The organism is Paenibacillus ottowii (assembly GCF_006874425.1).
In the GTDB taxonomy this organism is placed as follows: domain Bacteria; phylum Bacillota; class Bacilli; order Paenibacillales; family Paenibacillaceae; genus Paenibacillus; species Paenibacillus ottowii.
Window position 1 is genome coordinate 42,020 of sequence record NZ_VIJZ01000006.1, and the last position, 20,726, is coordinate 62,745.

General features: G+C 45.6%; 15 protein-coding genes, 1 tRNA gene and 2 riboswitches. Of the genes, 6 read left to right on the forward strand and 10 right to left on the reverse strand.

Annotated features, from left to right (window positions below; genetic code table 11):
- Positions 1-60: 60 nt before the first annotated feature.
- The 6 genes from lonB to FKV70_RS15025 all read right to left on the reverse strand — a co-directional run bounded on the left by lonB (position 61) and on the right by FKV70_RS15025 (position 7,868).
- Positions 61-1,788, reverse strand: coding sequence for an ATP-dependent protease LonB (lonB, locus tag FKV70_RS15000; RefSeq protein ID WP_064797470.1), 1,728 nt, complete (start codon positions 1,786-1,788; stop codon positions 61-63).
- A gap of 214 nt (positions 1,789-2,002) precedes the next feature.
- Positions 2,003-3,121, reverse strand: coding sequence for a flavodoxin-dependent (E)-4-hydroxy-3-methylbut-2-enyl-diphosphate synthase (gene ispG, locus FKV70_RS15005; RefSeq protein ID WP_142613344.1), 1,119 nt, complete (start codon positions 3,119-3,121; stop codon positions 2,003-2,005).
- A gap of 110 nt (positions 3,122-3,231) precedes the next feature.
- Positions 3,232-4,488, reverse strand: a complete 1,257-nt coding sequence (gene clpX, locus FKV70_RS15010) for an ATP-dependent protease ATP-binding subunit ClpX (protein WP_063212212.1) — start codon at positions 4,486-4,488, stop codon at positions 3,232-3,234.
- Positions 4,489-4,500: 12 nt separating this feature from the next.
- On the reverse strand, positions 4,501-5,091 hold the full coding sequence (gene clpP / locus FKV70_RS15015) for an ATP-dependent Clp endopeptidase proteolytic subunit ClpP (protein ID WP_063212211.1): 591 nt from the start codon (positions 5,089-5,091) through the stop codon (positions 4,501-4,503).
- Positions 5,092-5,499: 408 nt separating this feature from the next.
- Positions 5,500-6,813, reverse strand: a complete 1,314-nt coding sequence (gene tig, locus FKV70_RS15020) for a trigger factor (RefSeq protein ID WP_064797469.1) — start codon at positions 6,811-6,813, stop codon at positions 5,500-5,502.
- Between the two features lie 143 nt (positions 6,814-6,956).
- Positions 6,957-7,868, reverse strand: coding sequence for a hypothetical protein (locus tag FKV70_RS15025; protein ID WP_208738412.1), 912 nt, complete (start codon positions 7,866-7,868; stop codon positions 6,957-6,959).
- A gap of 258 nt (positions 7,869-8,126) precedes the next feature.
- On the opposite strand from FKV70_RS15025, the gene FKV70_RS15030 reads away from it, so the two are divergent.
- Positions 8,127-8,200, forward strand: a tRNA-Arg gene (locus tag FKV70_RS15030).
- 214 nt (positions 8,201-8,414) lie between these two features.
- Positions 8,415-9,179: an exodeoxyribonuclease III gene (locus FKV70_RS15035; protein WP_142613346.1), complete on the forward strand. Its 765-nt coding sequence runs from the start codon at positions 8,415-8,417 to the stop codon at positions 9,177-9,179.
- Between the two features lie 112 nt (positions 9,180-9,291).
- Here the strand turns inward: FKV70_RS15035 and FKV70_RS15040 are convergent, their stop codons facing one another.
- Positions 9,292-10,638, reverse strand: coding sequence for a GH1 family beta-glucosidase (locus FKV70_RS15040; protein WP_142613347.1), 1,347 nt, complete (start codon positions 10,636-10,638; stop codon positions 9,292-9,294).
- Positions 10,639-11,133: 495 nt separating this feature from the next.
- On the opposite strand from FKV70_RS15040, the gene FKV70_RS15050 reads away from it, so the two are divergent.
- Complete coding sequence (locus FKV70_RS15050) at positions 11,134-12,174, forward strand: LacI family DNA-binding transcriptional regulator (RefSeq protein WP_063212203.1); 1,041 nt, start codon at positions 11,134-11,136, stop codon at positions 12,172-12,174.
- Between the two features lie 91 nt (positions 12,175-12,265).
- On the opposite strand, the gene glpK is transcribed toward FKV70_RS15050, so the two are convergent.
- Both glpK and FKV70_RS15060 read right to left on the reverse strand, forming a co-directional pair.
- Positions 12,266-13,759 carry a glycerol kinase GlpK gene (gene glpK / locus FKV70_RS15055; RefSeq protein WP_142613348.1) on the reverse strand — a complete coding sequence of 498 codons (1,494 nt, stop codon included), beginning with the start codon at positions 13,757-13,759 and terminating at the stop codon, positions 12,266-12,268.
- Between the two features lie 31 nt (positions 13,760-13,790).
- Complete coding sequence (locus tag FKV70_RS15060) at positions 13,791-14,615, reverse strand: MIP/aquaporin family protein (RefSeq protein ID WP_064797466.1); 825 nt, start codon at positions 14,613-14,615, stop codon at positions 13,791-13,793.
- 316 nt (positions 14,616-14,931) lie between these two features.
- On the opposite strand from FKV70_RS15060, the gene FKV70_RS15065 reads away from it, so the two are divergent.
- The gene (locus FKV70_RS15065) at positions 14,932-16,413 is read left to right on the forward strand and encodes a PTS transporter subunit EIIC (RefSeq protein WP_142613349.1); all 1,482 of its coding nucleotides are present in this window, start codon (positions 14,932-14,934) and stop codon (positions 16,411-16,413) included.
- A 171-nt stretch (positions 16,414-16,584) separates the two neighbouring features.
- Here FKV70_RS15065 and FKV70_RS15070 read toward each other — a convergent pair whose 3' ends face one another.
- The gene (locus tag FKV70_RS15070; RefSeq protein WP_208738413.1) at positions 16,585-18,003 is read right to left on the reverse strand and encodes an alanine/glycine:cation symporter family protein; all 1,419 of its coding nucleotides are present in this window, start codon (positions 18,001-18,003) and stop codon (positions 16,585-16,587) included.
- Positions 18,004-18,149: 146 nt separating this feature from the next.
- A riboswitch (glycine riboswitch) is annotated at positions 18,150-18,245 on the reverse strand.
- 18 nt (positions 18,246-18,263) lie between these two features.
- Positions 18,264-18,340, reverse strand: a riboswitch (glycine riboswitch).
- A 237-nt stretch (positions 18,341-18,577) separates the two neighbouring features.
- Between FKV70_RS15070 and FKV70_RS15075 the strand changes: the two genes are divergently transcribed.
- Positions 18,578-19,549 carry a LacI family DNA-binding transcriptional regulator gene (locus FKV70_RS15075; protein WP_142613350.1) on the forward strand — a complete coding sequence of 324 codons (972 nt, stop codon included), beginning with the start codon at positions 18,578-18,580 and terminating at the stop codon, positions 19,547-19,549.
- A 232-nt stretch (positions 19,550-19,781) separates the two neighbouring features.
- Positions 19,782-20,630, forward strand: a complete 849-nt coding sequence (gene licT / locus FKV70_RS15080; RefSeq protein ID WP_142613351.1) for a BglG family transcription antiterminator LicT — start codon at positions 19,782-19,784, stop codon at positions 20,628-20,630.
- The last annotated feature ends 96 nt before the right edge of the window (positions 20,631-20,726 follow it).

The following is a 20,726-nucleotide window of genomic DNA, read 5'->3' on the forward strand; positions in this document are numbered from 1 at the left end:
GTTGCTATCTTTCATATTTTATCAAATGTTTTATAAAAAAACCAATGAAAGACTAGTTCATTAGCAAGATCCTGTTTCTGAAATCGTCCCATTATGCGTACCATCCGCCTGTAACAAGGAGGATTGGGATGGACGAAAAGTCTCAATTGGCGCATGTACAGGCGCATCTGTCGTCATCTCTTCCCCAAACACATGACGGAACACTTCCGTCACCGACTGAACCGGGATGACTTTTAGCCCCTCAATGCTGTCAAAAAGAGCTTGCCAGTTGTCCTGTGGAATGATCACTTTTTTGGCCCCGGCTTGAAAAGCAGCTTCCACCTTGGCTAATACGCCGCCAATTGGCTTGACACGACCATGGATGCTGACCTCGCCAGTCATGGCGATTTCATGATCCACCGGAATTCCCCGCATGGCCGAGGCAATAGCTGTTGCCATCGCAATCCCTGCCGACGGACCATCTACCGGCGTCCCCCCGGGAAAGTTGATATGCAGATCGTAATTGGACGGAGATAAACCGAGCGTACGCAAAACAGTCAGCACATTTTCCACAGAGCCTTTAGCCATGCTCTTACGACGCAGTGTTCGGGAGTTGCCTCCAATCTCTTCCTCATCCACAACACCCGTAATATTATAGCTTCCCTTTCCTTCGGAAACGGGAACCGCGGTAACCTCAATTTCCAGCAGCATGCCCATATTCGGACCGTATACAGCTAATCCATTAACGAATCCGATTTGCGGCAAGCCTGGTATTTTTCGATCAGGACGGGGCTGAATCTGGCTGCTACCCGCTACCCATTCTACGTCCGAAGCATCAAGTCGTTCCCTTTTCTCGGTAAGTGCCAAACCAGCAGCAAGCTGAATCATATTGACTGCCTCGCGGCCGTTAGTTGCGTATCGCTGTACAACCTCCACTGCCTCTGGACAAGGACCAAAACCCAGCTTGTGAACAGCATCTTCAGCAATACGAGCAATCTCCTGCGGTTGCAGGGCGCGGAAATAAATTTCCATACACCGGGAACGAATAGCTGGTGGCAGCTCATGCGGCGAACGAGTCGTCGCACCTACCAACCGGAAATCTGCCGGCAAACCATTTTGGAAAATATCGTGAATATAAGCAGGAGTATGTGAATCTTCCGAATTGTAATACGCACTTTCCAAAAATACCTTTCGATCCTCCAGCACTTTCAGCAGCTTGTTCATCTGTGTTGGATGCAGCTCGCCAATCTCATCAATGAACAACATTCCTCCATGCGCCTTCGTTACAGCTCCTGGTTTAGGTTGGGGAATACCGGCTACACCCATCGCTCCTGCCCCTTGATAGATTGGATCATGCACGGAACCAATTAATGGGTCCGCGATACCACGCTCGTCAAAACGGGCGGTCGTAGCATCAATTTCCGTAAATTTAGCATCTCCCTTGAACGGGGAGGACTGATTTTTCTTAGCCTCTTCCAGCACCACACGTGCAGCAGCCGTTTTCCCTACACCAGGGGGGCCATAAATAATGACGTGCTGCGGATTCGCACTGCATAAAGCCGCCTTGAGTGCACGCAGCCCGTCCTTCTGGCCAACGATATCCTGTAACGTAGCAGGTCGTGTGCGTTCAGCCAGCGGTTTGGTAAGTGAAATAGAACGCAATTTGCGCAACTTATCCAATTCCTTCCGGGATTCCCGATCCACCGCACTACGGTTCGTTTTCTGGCTCCGCAGGAGGTTCCAGAAATACAGACCAATGACAATCCCGAAAAACATTTGCACCAATAACAATATCATAGTCAAGTCCATCGTATTTCCTCCGTTTCTCATCTCAGCAATTTGAAAAAAGCTGTTCTATGAAAGACAGTATTTCCTTTTCCACGAGAGCTAAACGGCAGTCTTTCAAAAGATCAGAGAGAAATACAAAAACACCGCGAAGAACAGTTCTGTAGCAGAACTGCTCTCCACGGTGCTTACATCATGACAATAGCCTATGATTATACCCGTTTAAAAAAAACTTTGCCTACACTTTCTCGGCAGTGTGACGCTCTTCACGTCCTGGTATTTTACCTGTTTCTTCATAAGCCTTGACGATGATATCAATTTCTTTTTTCAATTCGTTAACCATTTCAGCCTCAGGGACTTTACGAATCATCTTTCCGTAACGGAACAACAGGCCTTCTCCACGTGCTCCGGCAATTCCGATATCAGCTTCCTTCGCTTCACCCGGGCCGTTAACTGCGCACCCCAGTACGGATACTTTAATCGGCACCTTGAGTTTTGCAATGTAATCCTCTACCTCGTTCGCAATAGAGAACAAATCAATATCCAAACGCCCGCAGGTCGGACAAGAAATCAATGTAGCTGCGTTCGTGATCAACCCAAACGTTTTGAGCAGCTCCCGTGCTACCTTCACTTCTTCTACCGGATCTGCACTTAGCGAAATACGCATTGTAGACCCGATACCAGCTGATAGCAAGGCTCCCATGCCCGCTGCACTTTTAACCGTTCCAGTAAAGAGTGTACCGGCTTCGGTGATGCCCAGATGAAGTGGATATTTAATAATTTCAGCAGCCTTTGTGTAAGCAGCAATGGCCATCGGAACGTCAGAAGCCTTCAGGGATACGATAATATCATGGAAATCAAGTTCTTCAAGTATCCCGATGTGGTACAGTGCACTTTCTACCATTGCTTCCGGCGTAGGGTAGCCGTACTTATCCAGTAAATGCTGTTCCAATGATCCGGCATTCACACCAATCCGAATCGGAATTCCCTTTTCCTTACACGCCTTAACGACAGCCTCCACTTTTTCACGTCGTCCAATGTTGCCTGGATTAATGCGAACCTTGTCAATCCCATTTTCAATAGCCAGTAGAGCCAGCTTATGATTAAAGTGAATATCTGCAACCAGCGGAATATGAATCCGCTTCTTAATTTCCTTAATGGCAGCGGCAGCTTCCTCATTGTTGACGGTAACCCGCACTATTTGACATCCTGCTTCTTCCAGACGGAGAATCTCAGCTACCGTAGCTTCCACATCTGCCGTCTTGGTTGTACACATGCTCTGGATGATGACTTCATTGCTGCCGCCAATCGTCAGATTCCCGACTTTAACGGGACGTGTGTCTTGTCTTAAGAACATGTACTTTTCTCTCCCATTAACGCCAAACCTCCACCCCATAAAACCTCATACAGGTTTAGTGAAGTGGAGATCTGGCTTCTCATATTGTAGAGATCGCGAAGTATCAATCCTTAGGCGCTCTCTTCTTGTTTTTTATCCTTATCTGTACCACCGAGTTCCGGTGCGATTTTGTCTTTCACTACCTGCTCGTTGATGACGCAAGTCGTCACATCATCACGGGAAGGAACTTCGTACATGACGTCGAGCATAATCCCTTCAATGATTGCACGAAGGCCACGAGCACCCGTGTTACGCTTAATCGCCTCACGAGCAATGGCTTCCAGAGCATCTTGCTTGAACTCCAGCTTCACATTGTCCAGTTCCAGCATCTTCTGGTATTGCTTGGTCAACGCATTTTTCGGTTCAGACAGAATACGAACCAACGTCTTCTCATCAAGCGGCTCCAGCGTAGAAATAACTGGCAAACGTCCTACGAATTCCGGAATCAGACCGAATTTCAACAGATCCTCAGGCAATACCATGGAGGTATATTCGCCTGGTTTCAGATCTTTTTGTTCGCTAGTAGCGTTAAAGCCGATGACCTTCTTACCGATACGACGTTTGATCATTTGCTCCAGACCATCGAAGGCACCGCCGCAAATGAACAGGATATTCGTGGTATCAATTTGAATGAATTCTTGATGCGGATGCTTGCGACCGCCTTGCGGAGGTACAGAAGCAACAGTACCTTCCAAGATTTTAAGCAACGCCTGCTGTACACCTTCACCTGATACGTCACGGGTAATGGACGGGTTTTCGGATTTGCGGGCTACTTTATCAATTTCGTCAATGTAAATAATGCCGCGTTCTGCTTTTTCCACATCATAATCGGCAGCTTGAATCAGTTTCAGCAAAATGTTTTCAACGTCTTCACCCACATAACCTGCTTCCGTAAGGGAAGTAGCATCTGCGATAGCAAATGGGACGTTCAAAATTTTAGCCATCGTTTGCGCAAGCAACGTTTTACCCGAACCTGTAGGTCCAAGCATCAATATGTTACTTTTTTGCAGTTCCACATCATCAATTTTGTTTTGTGTATTAATACGTTTGTAGTGATTATATACCGCTACAGACAATGATTTTTTCGCTTGATCCTGACCAATAACGTATTGGTCCAGAATTTCACGGATTTGCATTGGTTTTGGAATGTCTTTAAGGTCTACTTCTTCCTCATGACCCAATTCTTCCTCCACAATTTCCGTGCACAGCTCGATGCATTCGTCACATATATATACGCCCGGTCCGGCAACAAGCTTGCGAACCTGATCCTGAGATTTACCGCAGAAAGAACATTTTAATTGTCCTTTTTCATCATTAAATTTAAACATAGAGCCACCCCTTTACAGATTAATCGGTTTAGACAGCACCTGGTCAATGATACCGTATGCTTTTGCCTCTTCCGCTTCCATGAAGAAATCCCGGTCAGTATCACGTTCGATTTTTTCGAGGGGCTGACCTGTACGCTCCACATAGATTTGATTCAGCTTAGCACGTGTTTTGATAATCCAGTCCGCATGAATCAGCATGTCAGAGGCTTGCCCCTGAACGCCACCGAGCGGCTGGTGAATCATGACTTCACTATTGGTAAGCGCGTATCTCTTGCCTGGCGCACCGGCTGTGAGCAATAGGGAACCCATACTAGCAGCCATGCCTACACAAATCGTCGATACGTCCGGCTTAATGAATTGCATTGTATCATATATACCCATGCCCGCAGTTACAGAACCGCCTGGCGAGTTAATGTACAAATTAATATCCTTCTCCGGGTCTTCCGCAGAAAGGAACAATAGCTGTGCAATGACGAGATTGGCGACATCGTCATCAATCGGGCCACTTAGGAAAATGATGCGATCCTTAAGCAACCTTGAGTAAATATCGTAAGATCGTTCTCCTCGATTCGTTTGTTCCACAACCATAGGGACGAGACTCATCACGACCAACCTCTTTTCTTTATTAAAATGAACACTTGTATTCATCCGCTTCCTTATGTCCCATTAAAACGAAAGCGGCAATCATGAAACGTGAACACCTTACAAAATATTTTAACATGTTCAGAGTCTCGTGTCATATTTGCCTGCTCATATATGAAGTGCAGGCTATTTACAGACGCCCTGCCGAGACCTTCTCATATTTAACCATGTTTCGTATGTATGTGCAAATATACGGTAGTGACTTATGTAAAACATAAAAACACCATTCTCAGCGCTTTCCATAAACGACTAAAATTTGGGTTGTCTAAGGTAAAAATAAGGCACGTAACTTTCACTACGTGCCTTATCTTTATCTAATTTACTACGTTGCAGCCTGTTACAGCCTACACGTATATTTTATCGTTTGAATTACTCAGCAGCTGCAGCTGGCGCTTCAACTTCTTTGCTATTTTCCACCAGCAAAGCGATTGTTTTGCGCAGTGAGATCTCTTCTTTCAAGTTAGCGAACGAGCCGTTACTTTCCAGAATGCTGCGGATCTCTTCAACAGAGCGTTTGTAAGTATCAGCCATGTTTTGCAGCTCTTCGTTGATTTCAGCTTCGGAAACTTCGATGTTTTCTGCTTTAGCCACTTGCTCCAACACGAGGTTGTTGCGTACGCGCTTCTCAGCATCAGCTTTCATTTGCTCTTCCAGGTCTTCTTTGCTTTGACCGGAGAAGCCGAGGAACATTTCAAGGTTCATGCCTTGGCTGCGCAGACGGTTGTCGAAATCGCGAACCATGTTTTGCACTTCACTCTTAACCATTGCTTCAGGAATGTCGATTGTTGCATTTTCAGCAACTTTCTCCACTACAGCGCCTTCACGAGCTGCTTTCGCTTCGTTTTCTTTGCGCTCCAGCAATTGCTTTTTCAAGTCTTCCTTGAATTCAGCAAGCGTGTCAAATTCACTTACATCTTTAGCAAATTCATCGTCCAATTCAGGAAGAACTTTGCGTTTCAGTTCATGAACTTTCACTTTAAATACAGCTTGTTTACCAGCGAGGTCAGCAGAATGGTAGTTCTCAGGGAACGTTACTTCAACATCCTTGGAATCACCTGTGTGCAAACCAATCACTTGATCTTCAAAGCCAGGAATGAAAGTGTTGGAACCCAGCTCCAGAGAATACTTCTCAGCTTGTCCACCTTCGAACTGTACGCCGTCTACGGAACCGTCGAAGTCAATGATAGCTGTATCACCGGATTGAGCAGCATCTTCATCAACGACAACCAATTCAGCATGACGTTGTTGCAGGCGCTCCAGCTCTTGAGCCAGTTCTTCGTCGCTTACTTCGATTTTGCTTACAGGCACTTCTACGCCTTTGTAGTCACCCAAAGTTACTTCAGGTTTAACCGTAACTTTTGCTTTGAATTTGAAAGATTCGCCTTTAGCAAATTGATCAATTTCAACATCAGGGCTATCTACCGGGAAGATGTCTGTTTGCTCTACAGCTTGGCTGTAAGCTTCAGGCAACAGGAAGTCAATCGCATCCTGGTACAGACTTTCAATGCCATAACGTTTTTCAAAGATAGGACGTGGCACTTTACCTTTACGGAATCCTGGTACGCTTACTTGTTTAACCACTTTATTAAAAGCTTTGTCGAGTGCAGCGGCTACACGATCCGCGTCTACCTCAACTTCAAGAACCCCAAGGTTCTTCTCTATTTTCTCCCAAGTTGCTTTCATTTTATGCTTTCCCCTCCAACAAAATCTTCACTTAGTTTTCAATACAATCAACGCACACAAAATAACCATTATAGTATATCTAACATTACTGTCTTTTTCAAGAGCGGCCCTTGAATGCTTTAACAGGTAAACGTTTCCGGTCATTAAGGTGTGTTCATTCCCGACGCTACGAATAATCGCATCGATCGATACGCCTGCTCAAAACGGAAGCGCAGTGCATCTGTAATGCCATATATAGCACGAGTTTCCTCTTCACTATTATTCCCGTTCAAGCTTTCCGAAACAGTCTGATGGAGGGCTGCTGCCCAAATATCCGGCAATCCGTCCTCTTCGATCAACATCGATCTGTAATCTTTCGTACCGTACACGGCCATCACAAACTGTGACCATAGCTCTTGTGCAAAATAGAATAGTGTAGGCTCATGCACCTCAGTCTGGTCGGCTACCCGTTCCAAAATACGCATAATCGCCTCTGGAAAATCATCCGGCTGTAACGGAACCGTTTCAATATCGATTTCCGCCTTTTCATCACCCCGTCTGATTTCTATCGTCCCTTCCATTCCGCGACGTCTCATTGTCTGCAGAACACGAAATTGGAGAAGAGGATGGATTTCCCGTTCCGTAATCCAGCGAAGCAAGGCATCGTCGATCTCCGGCAGCTCCAAATAGGATAGCTGCTCCAAAGCCAGTATCGTCTGTTCGGATAACGGTTGATCCATAGCCATCTGTAAGAGCTTGTTACCGTAGCCTGCATCCTGTTCCTGCTTAAAGCGCGCATGACGGCGAGCCAGCTCAACTTCACTGACTTCGTCTTCTTCCACAGTGTCCGTTACTGCCCCGCTATCAGCGTACTGTGGAAATGCAGCTTCCAACCATTGTAATAGAGCATTCCATTCATCGTATTGTTTCTGCTCCTGCCCTTGACACTGCATCAAAAAACGCAGCATTGCCATCGCCTCTCCATAACGTTCGTTTTCAAGCATCACCGTAAGCTGGATTTGATAGTAGTCCAGGGTCTTCGGAAACAATACGATATTATTTTCTTTTGTCGTCACCTTGGAGTCCTTTATTTCAAGGCACCCCCTCTCCTCCGCAAGCTAAAGTATTTGTAGATTATATGAGAAACAGCAGCCGAAGTTCAACTTCTCGTCTTCAACATATTCACCTGTATTCTAACATACCCTTATATAAGGCAAAAAAAACGATGTGTAGCCTGAATTTATGTAGTGTAGATCCTAAATAAGCGAATTATGCAAAATAACACTTGAATCTTTTCCATCCATATGTTATATTAATCCTCGCTTGAATTTTATGTCCCAGTAGCTCAGCTGGATAGAGCAACGGCCTTCTAAGCCGTCGGTCGGGGGTTCGAATCCCTCCTGGGACGTATAGCCGAAGCTTCCTATTAAGGAAGCTTTTTTTATTTTCTAGCAACATAATCCCCCTATAACATTGAAACCTATCATCGTATTACAACCTATTTTTATGTAGAAAAGGCTGTTTCCGTCGTGCTGTTCGAGCGCTTGTCTGGGACAGCCTTTTTAATCGAAGATATACCATTACACCGCTTGATCGCGTGGAGTAGTAAGGAGTTTAATCAAATGAAATTAATATCTTGGAATGTAAATGGTTTAAGAGCGTGTGTAAACAAAGGATTTTATACTTATATAAAAGAAACGAATGCTGATATTTTCTGCGTACAGGAAACGAAACTTCAAGAAGGGCAAATTCTCATGGAGAACATGGAGGAATATTCACAGTACTGGAATTACGCTGAGAAAAAAGGATATTCCGGCACGGCTGTTTTCACCAAAATCAAGCCGCTCTCTGTGCATTATGGGCTTGAAGAAAATGAAGAGCCAGAGGGTCGAACGATTACACTGGAATTCGAAAAATTTTATCTTGTCAATGTATACACACCGAATACGAAACGGGACTTATCCCGATTGCCATACAGGCTGGAATGGGAAGACCGTTTTCGCAACTATCTGCAACAACTAGACACTCTGAAGCCTGTCATCATTTGTGGAGACCTGAACGTGGCTCATCAAGAGATCGATCTCAAGAATGCCAAAGCCAATTACGGAAATGCCGGCTTCACGCCCGAGGAACGAGACCGTATGTCACAGCTGCTTGCCGCCGGATTTATAGATACCTTCAGATATTGGTATCCTGATCGGACGGATGTTTATTCCTGGTGGTCCTATATGCCAAAGGTAAGGGAACGGAATATCGGCTGGCGGATTGATTACTTCCTCGTCTCGGAGCGGCTTCGTCCGCAATTAATAGATGCAAGTATCGATTGCCATATTACAGGCAGTGACCACTGTCCTGTCATATTGGAACTGCAAGATTTTTCTGCATAGATCCCCTGCCTGACGCAAAGATTTATAAAACAAAAAAGCCGCCATGCTCTGCTTTACAGCATGACGGCCTACATAAATTGAAGCTATTGCTAACTTGCATCTGGTTTTCTGTTTAAAACCCGTTCTCCGCCATCATTTGCTTGAACCATAGCGCACTTTGTTTGGGGGTCCGTTCCTGCGTCTCGTAATTGATATGTACAATACCAAAACGCTTGCTGTATCCCCAGGCCCATTCAAAGTTATCAAAGAAAGACCAGACAAAATAACCCTTGAGCTGACCTCCCTCCCGGATAAAGCGGTGACATGCCTTTAAATGCTCTTCAATATAGCGCTGACGCCCGGTATCCTCAATCTGTCCATTCACCAGCTCATCCTTCATCGCTGCTCCATTTTCCGTAATCAGAATGGGTAGGCCCTTGCTAAAATCCTTCTCAATTCGCGTCAGCAGCTTATATAAGGATTCAGGGTGAATCTCCCATCCCATGTCTGTTACTGGCTCCTCCATGTGAACCTGCTCTACTTGCAGCAATGAGGCGTCGTTAGTTGCTCGAATGATACTGCGGGTATAATAGTTAATGCCTACAAAATCTCCCGGTTGCTGAATCAGTTCCAGATCACCAGGCTGTACAAAATCCAATCCATTCAGATACGTTCCGTACCATTCCACCATATCTTCAGGATACTTTCCGTTAAACAATGGCTCAGCAAACCAACGATTAATAAAGCCATCCCTTCTGGCGGCAGCAGCTACGTCCTCGGGTCGCTCGGAAGCGGCATCCACATGTTCCATGTTTAGCGTAATACCAATTTTACCTGTTAATCCTTTTTCCTTATGCAAATTGATCGCAATCCCATGACACATCAAAATATGATGGGCGGCAGTAAAGGCCTCGCTCCAGTTTTCATGACCAGGGGCGTGCTCTCCTGTACCATATCCCAAAATAGAGGCGCAAAAAGGCTCATTTATCGTATTCCACCATTTTATTCGCTCGCCAAATCGGTCCATAATTACAGAGGCATACATTTTAAAATGTTGGATAATCTCTCGCTGCGTCCATCCACCTTCGTCCTCAATCCACTGTGGTAAATCCCAGTGATACAGCGTCAGCATTGGAATTAACCCGGCCGACTCAAGCTCATCCAGCAGATGCTCATAGAAGAGCAGCCCTTCTTCGCTAACCACGCCGGGCGCGGGGATAATGCGTGGCCAAGCTACAGAAAAACGATAATGTAAAAAGCCAAGCTGTTTCATTAATTGCACGTCTTCTTTAAAGCGGTGGAAATGGTCACAAGCCACATCTCCACAATCCCCTTCGATCACCTTCCCGGGTATTTGGCAGAAAGTATCCCAAATAGAGGGCGTTCTGCCGCCCTCATTTGTGCCCCCTTCAATTTGATAAGAAGAGGTTGAAGTTCCCCACATAAATGTGGCAGGAAATACAAAGGTATTTTCGCTCATAATCGGTGCCTTCCTTTCAGGAATCAAGACTTCACAGCTCCAGCCATTGCACCGCCGACAATAAAGTGCTGGAGGAAAATAATGTACAAAATAACCAGCGGTAGTGTAACAATCAATCAGGATACCGCAAGCAAGCGATGGTGGTTAACACTAAAATTGAAGCGATTACAATGAGTGATGAAAGCCATGACTTTTCAGCATTGCAAAATCCCCCTTGTAATCTTGGAATAAATGCATTTACTTTTACGAAAGCGGTTTAGTTAATTACAGCTACTATTATGTATCGAATAGCCTGTATTTGTAAATAGCGTTTTATAAATTATTATAAAAACATAAAACAACGTTAAATTATCGTTCTTACTCCTGAAAATATTTGAATATATCCTTGAATAGCTTTGTTGACTCTTTTCTATGAGGTAGCATAGAATACGAGTAATCATTGAGTTTGAACTGCAAAGCCAATTTAACTAAATCAGTTTAGTTGCGGAGGATTCCATGAACATAAAAACCATAGCTAGTATGGCAGGCGTTTCAGTAGCAACAGTTTCGAAAATCATAAACAATTACACAGATATCAGTGAGGAAACCAGGCAGCGAGTCCTTAAAATCATGGAGGAAACAGGCTATAGACCCTCCTCCTCGGCTAAAACGCTTGCTACCAAAAAATCCAATCTGGTAGGCGTTATATTCGCTGGCAAGCTGAATGTCGATTTTAGTCATCCTTTTTTTGTGGACATCATTAATGTTTTTAAAAAGCAGATTGGCTTGCTTGGTTACGATCTGCTGTTTTTTTCAAATGAGAAATTTCTCGATAATGGAGAGGACTATTTAGCTCGCTCGAAATATTTTTCGGTGGACGGTTGCATTATTATTGCAGGAGACGAAGTGGAGAAAAGTGTTTTTGATCTCGACGCCAGCCCCATCCCTTGTATTGGCGTCGATATTGAGCTGACTGGGGCCAGTTCCTGCTACATCATGTCCGACAATCAGAAGATCTCCATGAAGGTTGTTGAGCACTTTTACATGAATGGATACCGCGAGATGGGTTTTATAGGCATTGAACGCCCCTCCTTGGTTATCAAACAGAGAGAGGAAGCGTTTATCGCTTCACTAAAGCGGTTTAGTCTTGATGTAAGACCAGAATGGATCGTATATGGTAAGGACTATGCGGCAGAGGATGGGTACCAGATCGCAAAGGCGTGGATACAGCAAGGAGATTTACCAAGAGCTATTTTTGCGGCTACCGACCTGCTGGCCTTTGGCGCCATCCGTGCTTTCAAGGAAAGCGGCTTAAGGGTACCCGAGGATATCGCCGTAATAGGATGTGATGATATTGAAGCCTGTCGTTATACCGATCCTCCACTGACGACTGTAAAACAAGACAAGCAAAAAATAGGCCGTCTAGCCGCTATGGTGCTGTTTGACCTAATGAACAAACAAATGAATACGAAATGTATTAAAGTAGAGCCCGAACTAGTCATTCGCACCTCCTGCGGAGCCCAGCAAAATTGGAACCATACGAGGGTCGAGGGATAGCACATACCTTAAAAAGGGTGACTCCTGTTGAATTCAGAAGTCACCTTTTCTGCAGTTTAAATATCTATCTAAAGCCCTTTCGTTTAAGCTGCTACTTGTAGGCCATCGTTGCCTTCACAGCCTTTTTCCAGCCTTCGTACAGGCTTTCACGTGCTGCTTCATCCATCGTAGGGGTAAAGGAGGTTTCCACCCTCACCCGCTTACGAAGTTCATCCATACTCTTCCAATATCCAACAGCCAAACCTGCTAGGCATGCAGCACCCAATGCTGTTGTCTCATGGATAACTGGTCGTTCTACCGTCGCATCCAGAATATCACTCTGGAATTGCATCAGGAAATTGTTCAACACGGCTCCTCCATCTACACGCAATGTCTTCACCGCAATACCTGAATCTATCTCCATGGCAGTAAGCACATCTTTGGTCTGATAAGCGAGTGACTCCAAGGTGGCACGAATAAAATGCTCCTTCGTCGTCCCCCGCGTCAGACCGAACATCGCTCCACGTACCTCGCTATCCCAGTAGGGGCTGCCCAAGCCGACAAAAGCGGGTACAAGATACACCCCTTCTGTAGAGGAAACACGGGCGGCATAAGGCTCACTGTCCTTCGCCTCACGGAACATGCGCAGCCCATCTCGCAGCCACTGGATCGCGGACCCCGCAACAAACACACTCCCCTCGAGCGCGTATTGTACTTTGCCTTCTTCCAGTCCCCAAGCGATGGTCGTGATCAGACCGTGTTTGGATTCAACAGGCTGATCCCCTGTATTCATGAGCATAAAGCAGCCTGTGCCATAAGTGTTTTTGATCATTCCTTTTTCGTAACAAGCCTGACCGAACAAAGCTGCCTGCTGGTCGCCTGCTGCACCCGCGATCGGTACATTCTGACCAAAAAAGTGATAATCCACGGTGTGCGCATATACCTCGGAAGAAGGCCTTACCTCTGGTAGCATGATTTTCGGAACACCTAGAATGTCCAGCAGCTCTTCATCCCACTTGAGCTCATAAATGTTGTACATCAGCGTTCTCGCTGCATTGGAGTAGTCCGTTACATGAGCCTTTCCGCCGGATAGCTTCCAGATTAGCCACGAGTCAATCGTGCCGAATAACAAGTCACCTCGTTCCGCCTTTTCCCGCGCGCCTTCTACATGATCCAGGATCCACTTTACTTTAGTGCCTGAAAAATACGGGTCGATCAATAGCCCTGTTTTGCTGTGAAACAACTCCTCATGCCCTTGTCGCTTCAATTCATCACAAATATCCGAGGTTTGACGTGACTGCCATACGAGTACGTTATACACGGGTAATCCTGTATTTTTGTCCCACACGGCCACCGATTCCCGCTGATTAGTAATGCCGATGGCAGCAATTTGATTTGCTTTTACACCGGATTCGGAAAGACAGGAGGCAATAACGCCCAGAATAGAACTCCAGATTTCATTCGCATTCTGCTCTACCCAGCCGGGGTGAGGAAAATATTGCGGAAATTCCCGCTGGGCTGAGTACACCACATCTCCTGCGCTATTGAACAAAATCGCTCTTGAACTTGTCGTTCCCTGGTCTAGTGACAAAATATATTTTTCCATATTCATCTCTCCCTGTGTAAATCCATCGTTTTTACGCTGTAAGCTTGTGATCGATTTTATGATTTTTATAAGTACGACTGATGCGGAAGGTAATCAAAAGTACCACCACGATGACCCCTAATAAAATCCAGAAAGCCGGGGTTACACTCCCCTTAAAAACGGCCTGATAAAATGGCCCTGCGAAAGATCCCCCCAATAACGGTCCTACAATAGGCACCCATGCATATCCCCAGTTGGAAGCTCCCTTCCCGGGAATCGGTAGCAAATAATGCATCAGACGCGGTCCAAAATCCCTCGCTGGATTGATGGCATAGCCCGTTGTGCCTCCAAGGGATAACCCGATACTGACAACCAAAAAACCAACAATCAGCGGTTTCAAACCGTCTGTAAATGAATTGGCACCAAACGACAGTAAAGCAAGAACAAAGATAAAAGTAGCTATCATTTCACTAAGCACGTTGGCAAACGGATGATCAATAGCTGGTCCTGTCGCAAATACACCGAGCTTGGTTGCCGTGTCCTCTGTCTCTTTCCAGTGGGGCCAATAGTGTAAAACGACGATCACTGCACCTGCCATGGCTCCAAGAAGCTGGGCCACAATATAGCCGGGAACATCCTGCCATGGAAAACTACCCTGAAATGCCAACGCGAGTGTAACTGCCGGATTCAAATGCGCTCCGCTGATTTGACCGACCGCATACACTGCAATAGCTACCGCAAGCCCCCATCCCATTCCAATTACAATCCAGCCGGAAGCGTGAGCAAATGACTTTTTCAGGGACACCCCTGCGCACACTCCGCCACCTAGGGCAATGAGAATCATTGTCCCTATGAATTCGGCTGCGTATGGCGACATACAACCAACCTCCTCAATAGATCATCCGATTCTGATCGTTTTCATCGCGCAAAAAAGGAAAGCCATCACAAACCAACCCTGTGCTGTACCATGGGATGTCTGCGTGGCTCTCTTGTCTCCGTCACGATTATTAACTTAAATTTGATATTATATAAGCATGTAAGCGATGTCAACTACGGATTTACGTCTTCTCATATTCTAAAATAATCGTTGACCATGTTAGACTGCCCGATTTATGATGTGAAAAAATGGCTGAATGTAAAGATTTCAGGATGAATACGACACTCCCATACTTGATGAAGAAGGGAAGAATGTTATGCTGAAATTTCTGCAAAAAATCGGAAAGTCGTTAATGCTCCCGGTAGCCACGCTACCCGCGGCGGGAATTTTGCAGGGGCTGGCTCTGATCAACTATGAGAAGGATATTCCGCTTGGCTCTGCGGTAGGTCGTTTTTTAAATCATTATGTCACTCCTTTTTTGAACGAAGGCGCGGGGGCCATCTTCGGCAACCTGGCATTAATTTTTGCCATCGGTGTTGCGATCGGCTTGGCAGGAGATGCGGTTGCCGCACTATCTGCGGTCATCGCCTATATGGTGCTAACCCGTATTTTGGCAGCCGTACCGGGTATATTCGCGTATATTCCCGACGATGTCAAACTGGATATGGGCGTATTGGGCGGTATTTTTATCGGCGGATGGTCTGCTTTTTTATTCAAAAAATATCACAATATTCAACTTCCAGACTGGCTTGGATTTTTTTCAGGCAAACGTTTTGTACCCATGATTACAGCCTTTACGACCATGATTCTGGCCATTCTGCTCGGCATGATCTGGAGTCCGATACAAGATGGAATTGCAGCCTTCGGCAACTGGATTGTCGGCTTTGGCGGAGTCGGATCCATGGTGTTCATGATTGCCAATCGACTACTGATCCCGCTCGGTCTGCACCACGTGTTGAACTCAATCGCATGGTTTCAAATTGGCAACTATACCAATGCAGCAGGTGAAGTCGTTCACGGTGACCTGACGCGTTTTTTTGCAGGCGATGCATCGGCAGGTATGTTCATGTCCGGCTTCTTCCCCATTATGATGTTTGCTCTGCCAGCAGCGGCTCTCGCATTCATCCATACAGCCAGGCCGGAAAAACGTAAAGCGGTCGCCTCCATTTTCATCGGTTCTGCGCTGGCATCGTTCCTCACTGGAATTACTGAACCCCTCGAATTTTCGTTTATGTTCATTGCGCCATTACTTTACGGCGTTCATGCTCTGCTGACAGGGCTGAGCGGTCTGGTCGTATACCTATTGGATGTCAAGCTTGGCTTTTCTTTTTCAGCAGGACTCATTGACTATCTGGTCAATATGAAGCTCTCCACCCACCCATTGCGAATGATCCCAATCGGACTTGTCTTCGCCTTCGTTTATTATTTTCTGTTCCGCTTCATCATTCTCAAATTCAACCTAAAGACTCCCGGGCGTGAAGACGATATAGATGACGATCTCCTGTCTAAGACTAACGAATCCGTACCTGCTGGAAAGGCGAGCACCTCATCCGACACTCCGTCCAGTCACGCAGACAAGGTCCTAGCCTATCTAGGTGGTTCAGATAATATCCAAAGCATTGATGCCTGTATCACGCGGCTACGCCTTGTCGTCAAAGACGACAAAGCGGTTAACGATCAAGCTCTTAAGCAGCTCGGAGCATCGGGGATCATCAGATTGGGGAACGGTACCCTGCAGGTTATTTTCGGTACTCGGTCCGAAGCTCTGAAAGATGAGATACAACGATTAATGTCATAAGCTAATCCCCTGACTTAAACACGTGCGATCTTCCTATAACAGAAGTTGTTCTCCGGCTGCCATGTAATCATCCCACGTACGGATAGAGGATGATATTCCTCATGTTGGCGATAACATTCAAAAGGGAGTGCCCTCAAGCCTGTGATGGCTGAGAGCACTCCCTTTTAGTATTTATGAGTTAACTGTTTGTCCTTTTTCTTCTACTTGGATAGCAGCCCCTACATTGGCACCTGCAAGAATCCCTTTTTTCTTATTAGGATACAAAGTATTCATATAAGTGCGAGTTTCGGCGACTACAATTCCTGACAAGCCGAGCAATGCAATCAGGTTCGGAAAAGCCATCATTGCGTTAAAAATATCTGCCAGCAGCCATATCGCATCCAGTTTAATGAACGCGCCCCCGCCAACCAGTACAATGAACAGATAACGATAAGGCTTGATCCACTTGACCCCAAGCAAGTACTCAACACAGCGCTCCCCGTAATAGTTCCAGCCGAGCATGGTGGTGAATGCGAACATAATCAGGATGATGGTGAGCAGTTCTGCTCCCAGCGGAAATGCACTGGAGAAGGCTTGCTGAGTCATCAAGCCTGCATCGGTAGGCCCGCTCCACACCCCGCTAACCAGCAGCGTTAACCCGGTCATCACACAAATAACCATCGTATCGATAAACACGCCCGTCATGGAAATCAGCCCTTGTTCCGCAGGCCATTTGGTTTTGGCAGCTGCGGCTGCAATCGGTGCGCTTCCCAATCCAGCCTCATTGGCAAAAATACCTCTGGCTACCCCGCTGCGCATAGCCAGCATAATCGTAGCTCCTGCAAATCCACCCGTTGCCGATGTCGTTGAAAATGCCGAATGAAGCACAAGCGCGATTGCGGCAGGAAGCTGATCAGCAAACCGAATCAGTACAATGATACAAATCAGTACGTACAAGCCTGTTTTAAAAGGAACGACCTTCGTCGATACCTTGGCAATGCTTTTGAGTCCTCCAATGGTGACCAGAGCTGTAAGGACAGCAATCGTCAGTGCCGTTACAATCGGCGGAATGCCAAAACTATTTTCAGTGGAAGATACAATCGCCTTGACCTGAGGAAATGTTCCGATCCCGAACAACGCTACCAGCATCCCTGAAAAAGCGAACAGCATCGCCAACGGTTTGAAACGACGTCCCAGGCCTTTTTCAATATAATACATCGGGCCGCCGGAGAATTGTCCATTCCGATCCTTCACCCGGTATTTAACCGCAAGTACACCTTCCGCGTATTTCGTCGCCATCCCAAAGAAGGCTGCTACAACCATCCAGAACAAGGCACCCGGCCCGCCCAGCTTAATGGCTGTCGCTACACCGACAATACTTCCTGTGCCAACGGTAGCCGCCAGCGCCGTACTCAAAGCCGCAAAGCTGCTTACATCCCCGCTGCCTTCATTCGGGGCCTTACCGATGAGCTTGATCGCCAAGGGCAGCCGGAATACCTGCAACATTTTTAGTCGTATGGTCAGCCATAAGCCTGTTCCCATGACAAGAATGATGAGGGGCGCCCCCCATATCCAACTGCTAATTGTTTCTAACACATGTACCAAGTTCATTTCAACCCGCTCCTCCAGCATATTAAAAAACAAAAAAGAGTCAAATCCGTTGATTCGACTCCTGGAGAGGTTAAAGGCACGAAAAATAAACCAATTTGTACAGGATTTTATCTCTAAAAAGCCTAGAGTATTCCCTGTCACAGGTTATTCGCGTCTCTGTCCTTTTGCCTGAGAGTTTAAGCAGATGTTATTCTGCGGTGCACCTTCGGCGCCCAATTAAGGGTCTCTCCAGAGTTCTGTCCGTTTACGGTCCCCGCATATTGCTGTAACCAGCCTTAGCACCTGAGAGTTTTGCCCCTTCGGTCGGAACTTTCGTTCCATCTCCCGCAAACATCAACCAGACATATGAAATTTTTATTTATTATACAGAAAACTTTCAGCTTATTACAAGTGAAAAATTTGTGAAGTCCAACGATATAAAATTACAATTCTTGAATCAATATCTATCGGCAACCGTTCTCCTTTGAAATGCATTAATAGATGCTTTAAAATAGACGTAATGCCCTCATGAGCATCCTAATTGTTGTAACGCGTTTCATATCAAGTATTTTTTTCTTATGTGAGGAGAAGCATCATGTCGAATCTTGATCAAATTGCAAAACTGGCGGGCTTTTCCAAGGCTACGGTATCCAGAGTGTTAAATCAGTCCCCCCATGTAAGCCAAGAAACCAGAGCTAAAATATTGAAAATCATGCAGGAGCTGGATTATGTTCCTAATCGAAATGCGATTTCTCTATCCAAGGGTCAGACGCTCCAGATTGGCATCATTACTTCAACTATTAATGAAATTGTTCTGGCCTTTCTGGACAGCTTTGTGGAAATCGCTGGACAATATGAATTCCAAACCATTATTTATACTTCGGGAGAAGACAAAAAGAAGGAGCTTCAAGCTTTCGAGGATCTAAAAAGAAAAAGAGTCGATGCGCTGGTCATCATTTCCTGCGTGAATGACACTGATTTTTTGAGTACCTATTGCAAATATGGTCCCATTGTGGCCTGGCAACGAATGGAGCATACTGATATTCGTTCCGTCGCTATGGATCAGTATGAAGGATACATGCTAGCACTAAAGCATTTGATACAAAAAGGCTATACTCGTATAGCCAATGCCTTTGGTCGTCCAAGCAGCATTAATACCCACAGTAGACAACGAGCTTATAAGCAGATCATGAGTGAGCACAATCTGCCAGTGCTGCCGCATTGGAACTATTCTTCTATTTATAACATTCGTGACGGCGAACAGGTCGTACGTAATTTGTTACAGCATCGGGAGGCATTTCCGGAGGCTATTTTGTGTGCTAACGATTATGTAGCCGTGGGCATTCTCTGCGAAGCGCGCAGACAAAAGCTGAGGGTACCGGAAGATCTGGCGATTGTTGGGTTCGATAACACGGATCTGTCGCACACCATGGGAATTACAACGGTTCAAAATCCCATTATGGCTCAGGCGCAAAATGCTTTTTTCATGCTTTCCCCTGAGCTGATTGGACGCCAGATGGAGCTTCATTCGCTGGAATACAGTCTCATTGAGCGTACGACCACTTAAGGGTCAGTTGACTTGCAAATTAGGCAATTGGGCCTTGATATGAAATATTTTTTGTCGAAAGAGAATAAAAAATGTTGAAATCGCTTTTTTTTGTGCTACAATAGCACTATATCGAAGGATTGTGACCGGTGATGCGGGCAATGCCTGAGTTCAATTGAGTGCTATTGCTAACAATAGTATTGAATTGTGCTTGGGCATTTTTTATTGGTAAAGGATGGGAGGGGGAACTTCAATGATTATTGAGAAGGTGCTCAATAACAACGTCCTGTTGACTAAAAACGATAAAGGCAAAGAGGTCATCGTCATGGGAAGAGGTATTTCCTTCAAAAAGGTAGCTGGCGACCCAGTCGATGATCATAAAATAGATAAGATTTTCATGTTAAATGAAAACGAGTTCACGGCCAAACTAACCGAGCTGCTGAACGATATTCCCGTATCTCATCTGGAGGTCGTGAATGAAATTGTCACCCATGCAGCAGAGGTGCTGGATACGGAGTTAAGTGATAACATTTATTTAACTTTGACCGACCATATTCATTTTGCCATACAGCGGGAAGATAAAGGATTGGCACTCAAAAACGCGATGCTGTATGAAATTAAACGCTTTTACAAAAAAGAGTTTGCAGTTGGACTGGATGCTCTGCAAAAGATTGAAAATACGCTCGGTGTAAAATTGGGCGAAGACGAAGCTGGATTTATCGCATTGCATATGGTGAATGCCCGGATCGACGGTAACGAGATGCAGGCCACGCTGAAAATGACTGAGATTGTCCAACATATATTAAACATTATTACGTATCATTACGGGATTGTGCTGGATGAGACTTCTTTTAGCTATTCGAGATTTTTGACCCATTTGCAATACTTTGCAATGCGAGTGATTCGCAAAGAGGTCATTTACAGTGGTGAAGAATTTTTGTACAACCAGGTAAAGCAAACCTATACCGAAGCTTTTGCGTGTGCCCAAAAAATTAATGAATACCTGGAAAAAACCTATGATCAATATTTAAGCAAGGATGAATATGTATATCTGACGATTCACATTCATCGGGTAACTGAACGTAATAACATTTCAGGCTAAAAAACTTCATATCCTCATCGTTCATGGATTGTGACTGGTAAGGCAGGCAAAACCTAAACTGATGGTGAAAACGACATACCCTTGTATGAGGAGTAC

What these genes read in the sequence shown, in the direction of transcription:
- lonB (WP_064797470.1), bottom strand. Translation starts at nt 1,788, where the DNA reads ATGGACTTGACTATGATATTGTTATTGGTGCAAATGTTTTTCGGGATT.
- ispG (WP_142613344.1), bottom strand. Translation starts at nt 3,121, where the DNA reads ATGTTCTTAAGACAAGACACACGTCCCGTTAAAGTCGGGAATCTGACG.
- clpX (WP_063212212.1), bottom strand. Translation starts at nt 4,488, where the DNA reads ATGTTTAAATTTAATGATGAAAAAGGACAATTAAAATGTTCTTTCTGC.
- clpP (WP_063212211.1), bottom strand. Translation starts at nt 5,091, where the DNA reads ATGAGTCTCGTCCCTATGGTTGTGGAACAAACGAATCGAGGAGAACGA.
- tig (WP_064797469.1), bottom strand. Translation starts at nt 6,813, where the DNA reads ATGAAAGCAACTTGGGAGAAAATAGAGAAGAACCTTGGGGTTCTTGAA.
- FKV70_RS15035 (WP_142613346.1), top strand. Translation starts at nt 8,415, where the DNA reads ATGAAATTAATATCTTGGAATGTAAATGGTTTAAGAGCGTGTGTAAAC.
- FKV70_RS15040 (WP_142613347.1), bottom strand. Translation starts at nt 10,638, where the DNA reads ATGAGCGAAAATACCTTTGTATTTCCTGCCACATTTATGTGGGGAACT.
- FKV70_RS15050 (WP_063212203.1), top strand. Translation starts at nt 11,134, where the DNA reads ATGAACATAAAAACCATAGCTAGTATGGCAGGCGTTTCAGTAGCAACA.
- glpK (WP_142613348.1), bottom strand. Translation starts at nt 13,759, where the DNA reads ATGGAAAAATATATTTTGTCACTAGACCAGGGAACGACAAGTTCAAGA.
- FKV70_RS15060 (WP_064797466.1), bottom strand. Translation starts at nt 14,615, where the DNA reads ATGTCGCCATACGCAGCCGAATTCATAGGGACAATGATTCTCATTGCC.
- FKV70_RS15065 (WP_142613349.1), top strand. Translation starts at nt 14,932, where the DNA reads ATGCTGAAATTTCTGCAAAAAATCGGAAAGTCGTTAATGCTCCCGGTA.
- FKV70_RS15070 (WP_208738413.1), bottom strand. Translation starts at nt 18,003, where the DNA reads ATGAACTTGGTACATGTGTTAGAAACAATTAGCAGTTGGATATGGGGG.
- FKV70_RS15075 (WP_142613350.1), top strand. Translation starts at nt 18,578, where the DNA reads ATGTCGAATCTTGATCAAATTGCAAAACTGGCGGGCTTTTCCAAGGCT.
- licT (WP_142613351.1), top strand. Translation starts at nt 19,782, where the DNA reads ATGATTATTGAGAAGGTGCTCAATAACAACGTCCTGTTGACTAAAAAC.